The 16,157-nt window shown below is 43.5% G+C and carries 19 protein-coding genes; 1 reads left to right on the forward strand and 18 read right to left on the reverse strand.

Going from position 1 to position 16,157, the window contains the following annotated elements; genetic code table 11:
- Positions 1-221 precede the first annotated feature (221 nt).
- Genes rpsR through rpsF form a run of 3 tightly spaced genes read right to left on the reverse strand, consistent with a single transcriptional unit; the run spans position 222 to position 1,312 of the window.
- Positions 222-458 carry a 30S ribosomal protein S18 gene (gene rpsR / locus AC2EXB_RS19045; RefSeq protein WP_052649572.1) on the reverse strand — a complete coding sequence of 79 codons (237 nt, stop codon included), beginning with the start codon at positions 456-458 and terminating at the stop codon, positions 222-224.
- A 51-nt stretch (positions 459-509) separates the two neighbouring features.
- Positions 510-980: a single-stranded DNA-binding protein gene (ssb, locus tag AC2EXB_RS19050; protein ID WP_052649571.1), complete on the reverse strand. Its 471-nt coding sequence runs from the start codon at positions 978-980 to the stop codon at positions 510-512.
- A gap of 44 nt (positions 981-1,024) precedes the next feature.
- On the reverse strand, positions 1,025-1,312 hold the full coding sequence (gene rpsF / locus AC2EXB_RS19055) for a 30S ribosomal protein S6 (RefSeq protein WP_235197727.1): 288 nt from the start codon (positions 1,310-1,312) through the stop codon (positions 1,025-1,027).
- 175 nt (positions 1,313-1,487) lie between these two features.
- On the opposite strand from rpsF, the gene AC2EXB_RS19060 reads away from it, so the two are divergent.
- The gene (locus AC2EXB_RS19060; RefSeq protein WP_483602879.1) at positions 1,488-2,045 is read left to right on the forward strand and encodes a DUF3267 domain-containing protein; all 558 of its coding nucleotides are present in this window, start codon (positions 1,488-1,490) and stop codon (positions 2,043-2,045) included.
- A gap of 334 nt (positions 2,046-2,379) precedes the next feature.
- Here AC2EXB_RS19060 and AC2EXB_RS19065 read toward each other — a convergent pair whose 3' ends face one another.
- From AC2EXB_RS19065 to rpmH, 15 genes are all read right to left on the reverse strand, one after another.
- Complete coding sequence (locus tag AC2EXB_RS19065; RefSeq protein WP_483602881.1) at positions 2,380-2,751, reverse strand: gamma-glutamylcyclotransferase family protein; 372 nt, start codon at positions 2,749-2,751, stop codon at positions 2,380-2,382.
- Positions 2,752-2,861: 110 nt separating this feature from the next.
- The gene (gene ychF, locus AC2EXB_RS19070; protein ID WP_235199345.1) at positions 2,862-3,962 is read right to left on the reverse strand and encodes a redox-regulated ATPase YchF; all 1,101 of its coding nucleotides are present in this window, start codon (positions 3,960-3,962) and stop codon (positions 2,862-2,864) included.
- Positions 3,963-4,074: 112 nt separating this feature from the next.
- Positions 4,075-4,278, reverse strand: a complete 204-nt coding sequence (locus AC2EXB_RS19075; protein WP_251476978.1) for a DUF951 domain-containing protein — start codon at positions 4,276-4,278, stop codon at positions 4,075-4,077.
- An 18-nt stretch (positions 4,279-4,296) separates the two neighbouring features.
- A complete protein-coding gene (locus tag AC2EXB_RS19080) occupies positions 4,297-5,133 on the reverse strand; it encodes a mechanosensitive ion channel family protein (RefSeq protein ID WP_483604793.1) in 837 nt (278 codons plus the stop codon).
- Between the two features lie 104 nt (positions 5,134-5,237).
- Complete coding sequence (locus AC2EXB_RS19085; protein WP_235197730.1) at positions 5,238-5,951, reverse strand: DUF554 domain-containing protein; 714 nt, start codon at positions 5,949-5,951, stop codon at positions 5,238-5,240.
- A 250-nt stretch (positions 5,952-6,201) separates the two neighbouring features.
- A complete protein-coding gene (locus AC2EXB_RS19090; protein ID WP_235197731.1) occupies positions 6,202-7,035 on the reverse strand; it encodes a ParB/RepB/Spo0J family partition protein in 834 nt (277 codons plus the stop codon).
- A complete protein-coding gene (locus AC2EXB_RS19095) occupies positions 7,028-7,789 on the reverse strand; it encodes a ParA family protein (RefSeq protein ID WP_483602883.1) in 762 nt (253 codons plus the stop codon). The genes AC2EXB_RS19090 and AC2EXB_RS19095 overlap by 8 nt, the downstream gene beginning before the upstream one ends.
- Before the next feature lie 169 nt (positions 7,790-7,958).
- On the reverse strand, positions 7,959-8,813 hold the full coding sequence (gene noc, locus AC2EXB_RS19100) for a nucleoid occlusion protein (protein ID WP_483602884.1): 855 nt from the start codon (positions 8,811-8,813) through the stop codon (positions 7,959-7,961).
- Between the two features lie 101 nt (positions 8,814-8,914).
- Entirely contained in the window at positions 8,915-9,628 is a 714-nt protein-coding gene (gene rsmG, locus AC2EXB_RS19105; RefSeq protein ID WP_235197734.1) for a 16S rRNA (guanine(527)-N(7))-methyltransferase RsmG, read from the reverse strand.
- Between the two features lie 122 nt (positions 9,629-9,750).
- Complete coding sequence (gene mnmG, locus AC2EXB_RS19110) at positions 9,751-11,640, reverse strand: tRNA uridine-5-carboxymethylaminomethyl(34) synthesis enzyme MnmG (RefSeq protein ID WP_235197735.1); 1,890 nt, start codon at positions 11,638-11,640, stop codon at positions 9,751-9,753.
- Between the two features lie 22 nt (positions 11,641-11,662).
- The gene (gene mnmE, locus AC2EXB_RS19115; RefSeq protein ID WP_483602886.1) at positions 11,663-13,048 is read right to left on the reverse strand and encodes a tRNA uridine-5-carboxymethylaminomethyl(34) synthesis GTPase MnmE; all 1,386 of its coding nucleotides are present in this window, start codon (positions 13,046-13,048) and stop codon (positions 11,663-11,665) included.
- A 415-nt stretch (positions 13,049-13,463) separates the two neighbouring features.
- Positions 13,464-14,195 carry an RNA-binding cell elongation regulator Jag/EloR gene (jag, locus tag AC2EXB_RS19120; RefSeq protein WP_251476993.1) on the reverse strand — a complete coding sequence of 244 codons (732 nt, stop codon included), beginning with the start codon at positions 14,193-14,195 and terminating at the stop codon, positions 13,464-13,466.
- Positions 14,192-14,971, reverse strand: a complete 780-nt coding sequence (gene yidC, locus AC2EXB_RS19125) for a membrane protein insertase YidC (RefSeq protein WP_251476994.1) — start codon at positions 14,969-14,971, stop codon at positions 14,192-14,194. Before yidC ends, jag begins: the two co-directional genes overlap by 4 nt.
- Positions 14,972-15,032: 61 nt before the next feature.
- Positions 15,033-15,374, reverse strand: a complete 342-nt coding sequence (rnpA, locus tag AC2EXB_RS19130; protein WP_235197739.1) for a ribonuclease P protein component — start codon at positions 15,372-15,374, stop codon at positions 15,033-15,035.
- A gap of 156 nt (positions 15,375-15,530) precedes the next feature.
- On the reverse strand, positions 15,531-15,668 hold the full coding sequence (gene rpmH, locus AC2EXB_RS19135; protein ID WP_006830546.1) for a 50S ribosomal protein L34: 138 nt from the start codon (positions 15,666-15,668) through the stop codon (positions 15,531-15,533).
- Positions 15,669-16,157: the final 489 nt, after the last annotated feature.

Below are 16,157 nucleotides of genomic sequence, written 5' to 3' on the forward strand. Positions count from 1 at the left end.
CAGGAACAAAAAACGCCTCTTCAGCAAAGCTGAAGAAGGCTGAAAGAAGAGTTTACTTGGATGAGACGGATAAAAAAATTTTTGATTGGCTTTCTTTAAGTAAACCAAATAAAAAAAGACCGGTTTCCCGGCCTTTCTTATAATATGAAAATAGCTTAAAAGGAGAATGTTTATGTCCAGACTCCAGCACCTGGCTGATCAGCTGCTTCCGCTTTTCTTATTTATTTTTCTTCCGCAACAAACGGTAGAAGTGCCATGATACGAGCGCGTTTGATAGCGATTGTCAACTTACGTTGCCATTTAGCGCTTGTGCCTGTAACACGACGTGGCAAGATTTTTCCTCTTTCAGAAATGAATTTCTTCAATAGGTCAGTATCTTTATAGTCGATGTACGTAATGTTGTTTGAAGTGAAATAACAAACCTTTTTGCGTTTTTTGCCTCCGCGACGTGGTGCCATATCGAATTACCTCCTTTGTATTAAATTTGTGTCCGTTAGTTCAAGCTTGTCTTAGAATGGCAAATCGTCATCCGATACTTCGATCGGGCCGCTGCCGCTTGAGAATGGGTCTTGATCTACACGGGTATGGTTTTGCTGACTTGGCGATTGGTTCTGCTGATAAGATGGCTGCCCTTGTGAACGATCTGCACCAGCACCAGAATTTTTAGGTTCAAGGAATTGAACACTGTCTGCTACTACTTCAGTCGTGTAAACGCGTTTTCCGTCTTGTCCCTCGTAGCTGCCAGTTTGAATGCGGCCTTCTACACCAGCGAGGCTTCCTTTTTTCAAGAAGTTCGCCGTGTTTTCAGCTTGCTTGCGCCAAACCGTACAATTGATAAAATCCGTTTCCTTTTCACCTTGCGCATTGGAGAAAGTCCGGTTTACAGCTAGTGTAAAGCGTGCTACTGCCGCTCCGCTTGGCGTATAACGAAGATCAGGATCTTTTGTCAGTCTTCCGACTAAAACAACTCGGTTAATCATCAGAATTCAACCCCCTTTTAGTCAATATTTACAGGTTTATACGCTTACGCTTCTTTGTTGATAGCGATATGACGGATAATGTCTTCGTTAATGTTCGCAAGACGTGTGTATTCGTTGATAGCTTCAGAACCAGCATTAACTTTTACGATTTGGTAGAAACCTTCACGTAAATCGTTGATTTCATAAGCTAAACGACGTTTACCCCACTCTTTCGACTCGATGATTTCAGCACCGTTTGAAGTTAGGATTTCGTTAAAACGCTCAACTAGAGCTTTTTTCGCTTCCTCTTCAATTGCAGGCTGAATAATATACATTAATTCGTATTCTCTCATCGTGTTGTCACCTCCTCATGGACTTGGGCCCTGCTGTTTCCAGCGGGCAAGGAGCAAGCAATTCATAATATTACTCACATCACTGTATTGTATCACAATGCCATTGCCTCTGCAAGTGTATTTCACATTCCCGTAAGCTATAGTGGAGATAGAAAATAATAAAGGAAGTGAACAAATGGAACCTTCTCGCGTCATCGATATAAATTTGGAAGAGATTGCCCCTAAGCTTTTATGGATCAATATTTTGCTGTTGGTTATTTTCGCCGCTGCCTATCATTTTTTCGCGGAACCTTTATCTTTTGGCTTTTCCTTTTCTGCTATTCTCTATTTCATCATCGGCTATACCGTATTGATTGTGCTGCATGAACTTTTCCATTTAATCGGCTTCCTGCTCTTTGGAAAAGTTTCTTTCGATTCTTTAAAATACGGACTTAATTTAAAATTGGGCATCGCCTATGCCACGACCAGCACCCCTCTGCCAAGTTCGGCCATGAGAAAAGCGCTGCTGCTGCCGTTTTGGACCACGGCTGTCCTTCCTACCCTCATCGGATTTTGGATGGAGGACCAAGTTCTTGTTTTGCTCGGGGCTATGCTTGCTGCCGGTGCTGCCGGTGATTTCATCATGTACCGTGAACTTCTAAAAGAAAAGAAAGATATCTGGGTGCTTGACGACCCGGAACTTCCGCGCCTTCACCTATACGACAGCAAACCGATAAACGAAAGCCCCGAGTGAATGTGCTCGGGGCTTTAAGTTTATTCAAAAAAGTGAAACCAAAATTAAATTGTTTTCGTGAACACCTTATTCCGTAAAACAGCAACGAAGTGCACGATGCTAAAAGCTGTGCGGCTTAAGAATAATGTCTCTGCTATTTCGCTCTGTATCTTTTAAGAGTTCTCTAGCACCGGTGCGGTTCCGGACAGAGTGGAGCAATAAGACGAGCGGTCTTCTCGGCTTATTGCGGGAATCCTGTCCAGAGCACCGAAGTGCGATCTATAAAAAACGATGTTAAAATCCCCTAGTTTTTCGATAATTTAAAAGCCCCGAGTGATTCCACTCGGGGCTTTTTTTAGGCATAGACGATTTCCCAGTTGCCTGAAGAAATCTTCGTTTTCAATAACTCCTGTTGTCTTGCCAAATAGACGACCGCTTCTAGCGTCCCGTTTTCCGTTTGGACAGTTAAGGTCTTTTTCTCATAAAGATCGCTTTCGTCACCCACACAATCTTCTAAAAAGTCGAGGGCCGGCCATAAGACGTCTGGAATATCATAAACTTCTCCCACGACATCGTCGCTTCCAGCCAAACTAAAAGCTGGATAGCCAAGCCCTGTGTCATAAAGCGATCCTTTTGCTGATGCATGCTCAGAAACTAGATTCGCTTCTTCCAAATACGCATGATACTTGCCGCCTTGTTTCAATGTTCCGTATACAAATAATAACAATTTGATATGCCTCCCCGAAAAAAAGCCGGATGCGGTTGAGGCATCCGGTTTTTATTATTTTTATCGCTGCTGCGACCTTATATTCTCATCATTGGTGTCGAAATTAACTTTTAGACGTTGAATCTGAACAGCATAACGTCGCCGTCTTTTACGATATACTCTTTGCCTTCTTGACGTACTTTCCCTGCTTCTTTCGCTGAAGCCATGGAACCCAGCTCAACTAAATCCTCGTATGCCACTGTTTCGGCACGGATAAATCCGCGTTCGAAATCAGAGTGGATGATGCCCGCACATTGCGGAGCTTTCATTCCCTTTTTAAAGGTCCATGCGCGCACTTCTTGAACGCCAGCAGTAAAGTAAGTAGCCAATCCAAGCAAATTATAAGAAGCTTTGATCAATTGGTCAAGCCCCGACTCTTGGATGCCCAGCTCTTCAAGGAACATTTCTTTTTCCTCGTCTTCCAGCTCGGCCATTTCTTCTTCGATTTTCGCACAAACGACGATTACTTCAGAATTTTGTTCCGCTGCGTATTCACGCACTTTTTGAACGTATTCGTTATCTTCTGCATCTGCAATTTCATCTTCAGAAACGTTAGCCACGTAAAGCATCGGCTTTAATGTCAACAAGTTCAAGTTCTTCGCGATTTGAAATTCATCGTCTGTGAAGTCGATTGAACGCGCCATATGCCCTGCTTCAAATGCTTCACGCAGTTTCATCAATACCGGCTCTTCAGCAACAGCATCTTTGTCTTTTTGCTTTACCAGTTTCGCAGCGCGCGCAATGCGCTTTTCGATGCTTTCCATATCCGCTAGGATCAATTCCAAGTTGATGACTTCGATATCTGAAATCGGATCTACTTTTCCGGATACGTGCGTCACGTTTTCGTCAGCGAAGCAACGGACAACTTGGCAAATGGCATCTACTTCACGGATATGCGAAAGGAATTTATTTCCAAGCCCTTCACCTTTGCTGGCGCCTTTAACGATTCCGGCAATATCGGTAAATTCGAATGCTGTTGGAATGGTTTTTTTCGGTACGACCAATTCAGTCAGTTTGTCTAACCGTTCATCTGGAACTTCTACGATCCCGACGTTCGGGTCTATTGTACAAAACGGATAGTTGGCTGCTTCAGCCCCCGCTTTTGTGATAGCGTTAAATAATGTGGATTTCCCCACGTTTGGTAATCCTACAATCCCTGCAGTTAATGCCATAGGATTCACGACCTTTCCTCTATATAAAACGAATTATTTTTATGCAACCATTCCATTATAGGAATGAAACACGAATCTGTCCATTCCTCAAAGCTTTTGCAAAGCGAACCGCTTATTCCGGGACTTCCGCTTTGACTAAAATCTTTTTCATCTTTTTATTGAACTCGACTCGAGGAATCATCACGCTATGTTGGCAGCCTTCGCATTTAATGCGGATATCTGCGCCCATGCGAATAATTTTCCAAGCATTGGCCCCACAAGGATGCCCTTTTTTCATTTCCACCACATCATTTAAGCCAAATTCTTTCATTTCCATCGTTGGGAGTCTCCTTTATTATTTTTTTGCAATAACAGAAGGATTTGATTCTTCCGGTGAACGCTGCACCATAACCATCCGTGGATACGGAATTTCCACACCTTTTCGATCCAGATACTCTTTCAAATCTCTCCGGATGCCGCGGGAAACGGCAAAATGCTGCATCGGCAAAGTTTCTGCTGTGATTCGCATAATGATTTCTGTCGTCGTAATGTTTTGGACGCCGAGCAATTCAGGCGGTTTGATAATCTGCTCGTATCTTTCCGGAAGATCAACAAGAAATTCCTGGATCAGCTTTTCCACTCGTGCAATATCGGACTCATAGGAAATATTCACATCCACAACGGCAATGGAGTTATGGATAGAGAAATTGACCACATCCGTTACATTGCCGTTCGGAAAGATGAACAATTCCCCAGTGAATCCTTTGACTTTTGTGGTCCGAAGGCCGATTTCTTCAACGGTTCCTTCCGCTTGGCCCACTCGGACATAATCGCCTACTGAAAACTGGTCTTCAAAAATAATGAAAAAACCGGTGATCACATCACGCACTAAGTTCTGTGCACCAAAACCGATAGCGAGACCCAGTACCCCGGCCCCGGCAATCAGTCCGGTGACATCGATTGTAAAAGCGGACAACACCGCAATTATAGCCATAAAATAAACAACATAAGCGACCACGTTTTCAAGCAATTTCGATAACGTCTGCTGGCGGCGTTCATTGTAATGAAGCGGCCCTTTGATCCGCACCGAAAAAGTTTTCCGGATTAACGGACGGGCGAGTTTCACTACAATCACTGCCGCAACGATGATCAAAATCACTTTTAGGGCCACAAAACCTACTCCTACCCACATTTTCTCATCGGTCAAAATGTCTTTCACATTTTCTGTGAATGTACTTACTGCGCCTACTGCAGCCTTTGTATCGTCAGTCACGCTTTCACCTTCCTTGCACACAATTATCCTAAGTTCATTTTAAACATCACCGTGACAATCAGCCCTACCACTATGACACCCGGCAATAAATTCGCCACGCGCATTTTCGTTAGCCCCATCAAATTCAATCCGATGGCAACAATCATAACGCCGCCGGTTGCGGTCATTTCCGTAATGAACATATCCAATGCCGCTTCCGGAACGATCAAACTGATTTGAGTAGCAAATAAAGCGATTAATCCTTGGTAAACAAATACCGGAATTGCTGCTAACAGCACACCGATTCCAAGGGTAGACGCCAGTATAATCGATGTGAAGCCATCTATCAAACCTTTTGATATCAAGACGCCATGTTCGTTGCTCAAGCCGCTTTCAAGCGCCCCGATAATCCCCATAGCCCCAATTACAAATATCAACGTAGCGGTTACAAATCCTTGGGCTATGCTGTCTTTGCTTTCTTTAGCTCCCAGTTTCACTTCGATCCAGCGTCCAAAATCATTTAGCTTCTTATCTAAATTCATCCATTCACCGATTACAGCACCAAACACCAAACTGATGATGACGACAATGAAGTTTTGGCTCTCTAACCCCATCTGCAGCCCTAATACCACTACAGCCAAGCCAATCACATACATGACCGTTTCTTTCATCTTCTCGGGAATATTCCGAAGCGCCCTGCCGATCAGCGTTCCCACTACGATCAAAATCGCATTAACCAATGTTCCTAAGAGAACCATCGCTTTACTTCCCCTTCCCGGTGCTATGTAATTTTCAATCGCTTCCTCTTTTTCCTTGTCGAGCCTATACAGGAGCCTCCGCTTTTCTTGTCCAGCTGCAGCTCTCAGGCTCTCGAGGTCTTAAGTCACCTGGCTTAGGAAATCGAGATTTCCACGCCATGCGCCTTAAGCTTGTCGAGCCTATACGGGAGCCTCCGCTTTTCTTCCGACAAAACAGAACCTATTTCCCTTTTCAGGAAATAGGTGCTTGTCAGTTTAAAAGTTCAAGTATCCGTTCCAAATCTTCTTCTGAGAAAAATTCGATTTCGATCTTGCCTTTGTTTTTTGATTTCTTGATTTGCACATTCGTTCCGAAACGGTCTCTCAATTCGGACTGCTTTTCTTCTATAAATAAATCCTTTTTCTTTTCATTTGTTTCACGTGGAACATCTTCATTCAGTCGCTGCACCAAATTCTCAAGTTGGCGCACATTCATATTTTCTTTCACAACTTTTTCAGCCGTTTCTAAAATCAGCTTTTTCGCTCTCAATCCAAGCAAAGTACGGCCATGGCCCATTGTTAATTTCTTGTCCGAAATCATCTGGCGCACAGGTTCCGGCAAAGCCAATAAACGGACATGGTTTGCAATATGCGGACGGCTTTTTCCGAGCCTGAAAGCAAGTTGTTCTTGAGTTAAACTTAAGGCTTCCATCAACTTTTGGTAAGCTTCCGCTTCTTCAATCGGCGTTAAATCTTCCCGTTGAAGGTTTTCTAATATAGCTAATTCCATCATTTGCTGGTCGTTTAAGTCTTTTACAATCGCTGGAACTTCCTTCATTTTCGCAAGTTTTGCTGCGCGGAACCGTCTTTCCCCTACCACTAATTCAAACTGGTTTCCGACTTTCCGGACCACTATAGGCTGTAAAATGCCGTGTTCTTTTATCGATTCAGACAACTCCTGCAATGCCGCTTCATCGAAAATTTTACGGGGTTGATACGGATTCGTCCGTAATTGGCTGATGCTGATTTGATTGATTTTTTCGGATTCACTGACTGATTCGCCCGGAAACAATGCATTGATTCCTTTGCCTAATCCTTTAGCCATTACGAATCACTTCCTTCGCTAATTCCAGATAGACTTCTGCCCCTCTAGATTTCGGATCATAAATGATGATCGGTTCGCCGTGGCTCGGTGCCTCGCTTAAACGCACATTACGGGGAATGATCGTCCGGTACACTTTGTCTTGGAAGTATTTTTTCACTTCTTCAATCACTTGTATCCCTAAATTCGTCCGTGCATCCAGCATCGTAAGCAATACGCCTTCAATCATGAGATCGTGATTCAAGTGTTTCTGGACTAAGCGGATTGTGCTTAGCAGTTGGCTTAACCCTTCAAGCGCATAATACTCGCATTGCACGGGGATGATAATTGAATCAGAGGCTGTAAGTGAATTAATGGTCAATAATCCTAATGACGGCGGGCAATCGATGATGATGAAATCGTATTGGTCTTTTACTTCATTTATAGCGTTTTTCAGCCGAACTTCTCTTGAAATCGTCGATACAAGCTCGATTTCTGCTCCTGCCAATGATATTGTAGCAGGCACAATATGAAGATTTTCAACTTTTGTCTCCATAATCGTGTCTTTGATGTTAACGTCATCAATCAGCACTTCATAAATGCACTGGTCGACGTCGCCTTTATTAACCCCTACTCCGCTTGTCGCGTTTCCTTGGGGATCGATATCTATTAAGAGAACTTTTTGGCCTAAATAAGCAAGGCAGGCACTCAAGTTCACTGAAGAGGTTGTTTTTCCTACGCCGCCTTTTTGATTGGCGATCGCAATAATTTTACCCACACTTGCACCAACTTTCTTTCATACTTCTTCCATTTTACTGCGGGAACACGCTTAATACCATTAGAAACCTAGAAATAATGATAGTTCTTTATCTATTGTAGCAAACCTTTGTACTTTTTATGATTACATTCCTATTAAAAAAGCCCTTTCTGTAAGCAGAAAGAGCTTTTTACGTTTTTTTCTTTGGTATTTTTACAGTGATTTGATAATAATCGTCGTGGTCTTCTTCTTCTGTTGTCAATTCGATTCCCGTCTTCGTCACCATGTTCAGCGATTCTTTGATCGTGTTCATCGCAATGCGGACATCCCGGCTCACCGTTTTTCTCCGCTGTTTCGGCTTTTTCGGTTCATCGGACAACAGCTTTGCCACTTTCGCTTCCAACTGGCTAACATTAAGCCCCAGTTCAAGGGTTTCATTAAATAGTTTTTGCTGAAGTTCAGGATCTTTTATCTTCAATAAAGCCCGTGCATGCCGCTCCGTCACTAATCGGTTCAGCAAGGCTTCCTGGATTTCAGTCGGAAGTTTCAACAGACGCAGCTTATTCGCTACCGTCGATTGCCCTTTACCAAGCCGCTGTGCCAATGCTTCTTGTGTAATGCCGTGTATCCCCAAAAGGTTCTGATACGCATTCGCTTCTTCAATCGCCGTAAGTTCTTCCCGCTGCAAATTTTCAATCAAAGCGATCGAAGCGGTTTCTTTATCGCTCAAATCACGGACAATAGCCGGAACTTCTTCCCATCCGAGTGAACTCATTGCACGGAAGCGACGCTCTCCAGCGATGATTTCATAATGGCCATCGTCGCCTGTTGTGCGAACGACAATCGGTTGGATCACACCATGTATATGAATCGTTTTTGCCAGTTCTTCGATCTTTTCTTGGTCAAAAACCGTTCGAGGCTGAAATTTATTTGCGCTTATTTTTTCAATCGGCAATTTCACGACATTCTCTGTCGCTTCATTTGCTGCCTTCACCGGTTCTTCTTTATCTCCACCTCCGAAGAAACGGGAAAAAGGACTCTTCATCCTCAAGCACCACCTTTTAAAAGCTCACTTGTTCATTATTCGCTGCACGATACAAAAATACCTTTATTGATGAATGTTCCACGTGAAACATCAGAATCAATTTAGCTGATTGGGGATTTATTTGGCATGCCTGCTTTTCTCGGATACTTTTTCGGAGTATCTTTGAACTTTTTAAACACTTGAATATAGCGGTCGCTTTCTTCTACTGGCAGTTTGAAGGAATGGACATCTTCAATTTTTACTCCCAATTTTTGTAAAGCGTTTTCTGCATCGTTTAGTTCATCCGGAGCCGACGCTGCTTTCATCGCGGCAAACACCCCGCCTTTTTTAACAAGAGGAACGCATAACTCTGCGAGTACCGACAAACGGGCTACTGCTCGTGCTGTCACAAGGTCAAAGCTTTCGCGTTGAGCAGATTGGCCAAAGTCTTCTGCTCTCGCATGCACAAATTCTACACCTGACAGATTTAGTTTTTCGCTTAGATGCGTGAGGAATTGAATGCGTTTGTTAAGTGAATCCACAATCGTCACGTTGATTTCAGGGAAGCAGATCTTCAGAGGAATGCTTGGGAAGCCAGCGCCTGCCCCGACATCACAAACTTTTAACGGTTTGCTGAAGTCCAAATAAAAAGCTGCCGTAATCGAATCGTAGAAATGCTTTAAATAGACATCCGGCTGATCCGTGATTGCCGTTAAATTCATTTTTTCATTCCACTCAACAAGTTCTTCGAAATACACACGAAACTGCTGCAATTGGGTATCCGTTAACTGGATCCCTTTTTCACTGAGGGCCTCTTTAAATTGCTGTTCGTTCATTTTTTCTTCCTCCCTCTTTTTTTATGCAATGTCTTTTGGGTTATGTGCGGCTATAAAGCCTATTTAGTTTCTCCTATGTAAAAATGGGCTGGTCAGCGCCAGCCCATTTATGTTTATCCTGTTTAAACGGATACTTTTGCGATTCTACCTTGTTCAATATACACCAAAAGAATGGAAATGTCAGCAGGGTTTACACCTGAAATTCGGGAAGCTTGCGCAATAGAAAGCGGACGCACTTCCGATAATTTCATGCGTGCTTCTGTTGCAATTCCAGAAATCGAGTGATAATCGATGTTTTCTGGTATTTTTTTATCTTCCATTTTTTTAAGCTTCGCCACTTGCTGAAGTGATTTTTCGATATATCCTTCGTATTTAACCTGGATTTCGACTTGTTCTTTCACTTCATCTTCCAATTCTATTTCTGATGCCGTCAATCGCTGAATCATGTCATAGTCCATTTCCGGGCGTTTTAATAGATCTGCCCCACGGATGCCGTCTTTCAACTCACTGCCGCCAGCGTCGCGGATCATTTGCTGCGTTGCTTCGTTCGGCTTGATCATGACGTTTCTCAAGCGTTTGATTTCTTCTTCGATGCGCTCTTTTTTCGCTAGGAATTTCGCATAGCGTTCATCTGAGACCATACCGATTTGATGCCCTAATTCCGTTAAACGCATATCTGCATTGTCATGGCGCAGCAATAAGCGGTATTCTGCCCGTGAAGTCAATAAACGATAAGGTTCGTTAGTTCCTTTAGTCACCAAATCATCGATCAATACACCGATATAAGCATCAGAACGGCTCAAAATCACTTCTTCTTTGCCCAGCACTTTCGCAGCTGCATTGATGCCTGCCATAAGACCTTGGCCGGCTGCTTCTTCGTAGCCGGAAGTTCCGTTGATCTGGCCAGCTGTGTAAAGGTTTTCGATTTGTTTCGACTCGAGTGTCGGCCATAATTGCGTCGGTACGATGGCATCATATTCGATGGCGTATCCGGCACGCATCATTTCCGCTTTTTCAAGCCCTGGAATCGATTCGAGCAATTGTCTTTGGACATGTTCAGGCAAACTGGTTGAAAGCCCTTGTACGTAAACTTCACGCGTATTTCGGCCTTCTGGCTCCAAGAAAATCTGATGGCGCGGTTTGTCATTGAAACGCACCACTTTATCTTCGATGGATGGGCAGTAGCGCGGGCCTGTCCCTTTGATCATCCCTGAATACATCGGGGACAAATGAAGGTTGGCATCGATGATCTGATGCGTTTTTTCATTTGTATAGGTTAGCCAGCATGGAAGCTGGTCCATGATAAATTCTGTAGTTTCGTAGCTGAATGCCCGCGGCACGTCGTCGCCTGGCTGGATTTCAGTTTGGCTGTAATCGATCGAATTGCTGTTGATCCGTGGAGGCGTACCTGTTTTGAAACGCACAGTTTCAAAACCGAGTTCTTCCAGGTTTTCGGCCAATTTGATCGATGGCTGCTGGTTATTCGGTCCGCTTGAATAGCGAAGATCGCCAATGATAATTTCTCCGCGCAAGAACGTTCCAGTAGTGATGACAACTGAGTTTGCACGGTAAATTCCGCCAACTTGCGTAATCAATCCTTGGACTTTTCCGTCTTCCACTAACAGTTTTTCAGCAATTCCTTGATGGAGCGTCAAATTCTTTTCTTCTTCCATTAGGCGCTTCATTTCCTGTTGGTAAAGCACTTTATCAGCTTGTGCGCGAAGTGCGCGGACAGCTGGCCCTTTAGCTGTATTCAGCATTCTCATTTGTATATGTGTTTTATCGATGACGCGTCCCATGGCCCCGCCAAGTGCGTCGATTTCGCGTACCACGATGCCTTTTGCCGGTCCGCCGATTGACGGATTGCATGGCATGAACGCGATCATATCCAGATTCATCGTCAACACAAGTGTTTTTGCACCCATGCGGGCAGAAGCAAGTGCAGCTTCAGCTCCTGCATGCCCTGCTCCTACGACGATGACATCGAACGTGCCTGCTTCGTATTGTGGCATGTTCGTTCATTCCCTTCGAGTTTTATTTCCCTAAACAGAACTGCGAGAATAATTGGTTGAGGAGTCCGTCATCTGCCGTATCGCCGATGATTTCCCCAAGTATTTCCCAAGTTCGAGTGACGTCTATCTGAATCATATCCACCGGCACTTCCATTTCAGCCGCTTCAATGGCGTCTGAGATGGTCTGATGCGCTTGGTGGAGCAGCGAAATGTGGCGGGCGTTCGATACATAAGTCATATCCCCTGCCTCAATTTCCCCTTCAAAGAACAAATCGGCAATTGCTTCTTCCAATTGGTCAATGCCTTCTTCTTCAATTAACGAAGTGGTGACCAACAACCGGCTGCCGGCTAAAGCTTGGACTTTTCCCAAGTCAATTTTCTGCGGCAAATCGGTTTTATTGATCACGACGATATAATTCATATCTTTGACCGCTTCGAATAATAGTTCGTCTTCTGCTGTTAGCAGCTCAGAATAATTTAACACATAAAGGATCAAATCCGCTTCTTTGAGAACTTTTCGAGAGCGCTCAACGCCAATCCGTTCGACGATATCTTCTGTTTCCCGAATTCCTGCAGTATCCACGAGGCGAAGCGGCACTCCGCGGACATTCACGTATTCCTCTATTATATCACGGGTAGTTCCCGCTATTTCAGTGACGATCGCTTTATTTTCCTGGACCAAACTGTTGAGTAAGGAAGATTTCCCGACATTCGGCCTTCCGATAATCACCGTAGACAAACCTTCACGCAGAATTTTCCCTTGAGAAGAAGTCTGAAGCAGCTTGTCAATTTCACTGCGCACCCACATCGACTTTTCAAGCATGATCGGACGCGTCATTTCCTCCACGTCGTCATATTCCGGATAATCGATATTCACTTCCATTTGGGCAATCGATTCAAGCAATGCTTGGCGCAAAGTACCGATCAGCTTCGACAGACGCCCTTCCATTTGGTTAAGTGCCACATCCATAGCCCGGTCCGTCTTCGCACGGATCAAATCCATCACGGCTTCTGCTTGAGATAAATCGATGCGGCCGTTTAAGAATGCCCGTTTTGTAAATTCTCCCGGCTCAGCGAGTCTTGCACCAGCCCGTAAAACCAAAGCCAATACGCGGTTCACTGACACAATGCCGCCGTGGCAGTTGATCTCAATGACATCTTCGCGTGTAAATGTTTTCGGTGCTTTCATAAACGACAGCATGACTTCCTCTACTGTCTCTTCCGTCCACGGATCCACTAAATGTCCATAATGGATGGTATGGGAAATTTGTTCAGCCAATTTCTTTCCGCTTGGCGCCTGGAATAGCTTGTCTGCGATGCTGATTGCTTCCGGTCCGCTTAAACGGACGATGGCAATCGCTCCCTCTCCGCTTGGCGTAGAGATCGCCGCTATTGTATCGAACTCCATGATATTACCTCCTTCTATTGAAAAGCAGAAACGGACCCTGCGAAGTCAAACTAAATTGTTTGTCTAAAGCAGAACAGCCGTCGCAGCTTGTCATGAACTAACTTAAAATCTATCCACAAGTTCATCTTGAACTGAAATTATTTTCTCGCTTTAAAAAAAGTTGTCCACATGTGGACAACCAGTAAATGCACATGACTTTCTAACATATTACAATAGCACAAATTGCTTCAATCTGAAAGGTGTAAAGCTTAGGCCGATTAAGCTGGAATGATTTATTTGCAAAGATCTTTGCAGCCTTGAACAGCCACCAATAACTGCAATAACGGTTTGTATCGTTTTGTATAATATTTGTGGAGCTTTTTCATGGCTATAATACGTAAAAAAACGGTATGCATATTTATGCATACCGTTTTTATTAGCGCAGCGGTTCAATTACTAAATAGCGATTTGGATCTTTTCCTTCAGAATACGTATCAATATCTGTTCTGCGGGATAATGCTTGGTGAATGACTTTCCGTTCATAGGAAGGCATCGGTTCGAATTGAACGCGCCCTCCTGTCCGGATTGCTTTATCCGCCATACGGTCTGCCAGCTGCTCAAGCGTTTCCTGGCGCCGTTCACGGTAATTCTCCGCATCCAATTCCACCATCATGAACTGGTTGGAGTATTTATTGGCGACAAGCTGGGCAAGCTGCTGAAGCGAATTTAAGGTATTCCCTCGTTTTCCGATCAGCATGGCCACTTTCTCGCTTTCTAAATAAAAGCGGATCTGTTTGCCTTTTTGGCTATGGGTGATGGTCAGATCTTCAATCGTCATTCCTTTGGCAATCGCTTGAAGATAATCCTTTGTTTCTTGAATCGCTCGCTCATTCGTTGCCGCAGGCGCTTCTTCTGCCAATTCTTCCAGAATCGCTTCCGGTTCGGCTACTGGAGATTTCTGTTCAAATGCTGCCTCTTCAACTGGAGCAGCCTCTATTTCCTTAACTTCAACTTCCACCTCTGCAGGCTTTGCTCCGAAGCCAAAAAAACCTTTTTTCTCTTCTTGGATGATGCGGATGTTTACTTCTTCACGTGTGGCTTGAAGTTTTTTCAATGCTTCTGAGATCGCGTTTTCAACAGTTGTACCCGTTTGCGTGATCTGTTTCACTTTTTAGCCCCTCCTGCTTTCGTTTTAACAGGTTGCTGCACTTCTTTCTTTTCCCACGGACGGTAAATAAACATGTTTTGGATAAGAGAAATAATATTTCCGATTACCCAGTAAAGCGTTAATGCAGATGGCAATACGATACCAAATCCGATAATCATGATCGGCATGAAATACATCATGATTTTCATTTGCGGATTGTCCATTGCTGGACCTGTGCGAAGCACTACAAATTGCATAAGGCCGGCGATCACTGCCAAGATAATGCTTGGTTCAGCAAGCGGGAATATTAGGAAGGTCCCGAGATCGATCGACGGTGTACTGTTCATCCGGCTGATTGCGTGGTAAAAACCGATTAAAATCGGCATCTGAATCAATACCGGCAAACATCCAGCCATTGGGTTGACGCCTTTTTCCTGGAACAGCGCCATCATTTCTTTTTGGTATTTCTGTTGGGTTACTGCATCTTTGGATTTGTATTTTTCTTGTAAAGCTTTCAGTTGCGGCTGCACTTCCTGCATCCGTTTTGAACTTTTTGTCTGTTTGACCATCAACGGCAATAATGCTAAGCGGATAATGATCGTAACAGCAATAATTCCAAGCCCGTAAGTCCCCAGCAAGCCTTTAAAATACGTAATAATTGAGACTAAGGGCCAAACGATAAATTCATTCCAAAATCCTTCGCTATCTCCACTGATCGGCTGATCAAATTCCGTACAACCCGCCAGCAGCAATGCAACTGCAATCAGTGAAATAAGCATGACTATTCGCTTATTCAACCTTCTTCCCCCAAACTAATTTTCGATTACTTCTATAATAACATCGATACGCAAACGCTTTCTACTTCTTGGTTAAAGCGCGCGCAATTTTTAAAACGTGCTCCAAACTCTTCTTGCTTTCGTGAAAATCCATTTCGGCCGCCTGTTGCCGGGCGATGATAACATAATCGGTATTCGGCTTTAAATCATCTTTCAATTCCAAGAAAGTTTGCCGGATATAACGTTTAATACGGTTTCTTGTAACTGCATTTCCTACTTTTTTGCTGACAGATAAGCCTAAGCGAAATTCCGGTTGATCACTTTTTAAGACATAGACGATAAACTGGCGATTCGCAAAAGACTTCCCTTTTTTAAAAATTTGCTGAAACTCTTTGTTTTTCTTGATCCGTTGCTGCTTGTTCATCTTTTCACCTGCTTATTTTGGTTCATTTCCGCTCCATTCGTTAAGAAAAAGATGGAGTGATCGTCCAATGAGTGGCAATGAACACTCCAGAAACGCTGAAATCCTTTTCTTAAATAGGCAGAAAAGAAAAAAAGACCACTGATGCGGTCAGTGGACTTAAGCTGATAGTACTTTTCTTCCTTTGCGACGGCGTGCAGCAATTACTCTACGTCCGTTTTTTGTGCTCATACGTGCTCTGAAGCCGTGTACTTTGCTGTGTTTACGTGTATTTGGTTGGTATGTGCGTAATGTCATGTAGTGACACCTCCTGAATAAAAGTAACTCTTTTCTCAAAGACAGTCTTGACTATTATAAAGCCCTCTTGTATGAAATGTCAATGTCTTATTAAAAAAGAGGATGATTAGCCTTTCGATCCCTCTATAGAAGTTATCCACATTCGCTTCCCAAAATGAAAAATTCCATGTGCAGCAAATTTTCTTCAAAAATATTTATCCACACCCCTTATCTACAACTTCTTCACATAGGAACCTCATGTGGATAGCTTCCGTGTGCACAAGAAAAGAAATGTGGATAAGTTCAAGAACTTCTTGTAATGTCTCATTTTTTTTGTTAACATTAACTTGTTTTCACTTGTTGACAATTTTATTCACAAAATACTTATCCACAAACTGTGCATAAGATGTGGACAGTTATTTCACAGCTTGTTTGCAAACTTTATCCACAGGCTGTGATTTTGTGTATGATATACTTAAAAAATATTTTACATATAAAGGAGAAGAGCTA

This window comes from Planococcus alkaliphilus, assembly GCF_057031095.1.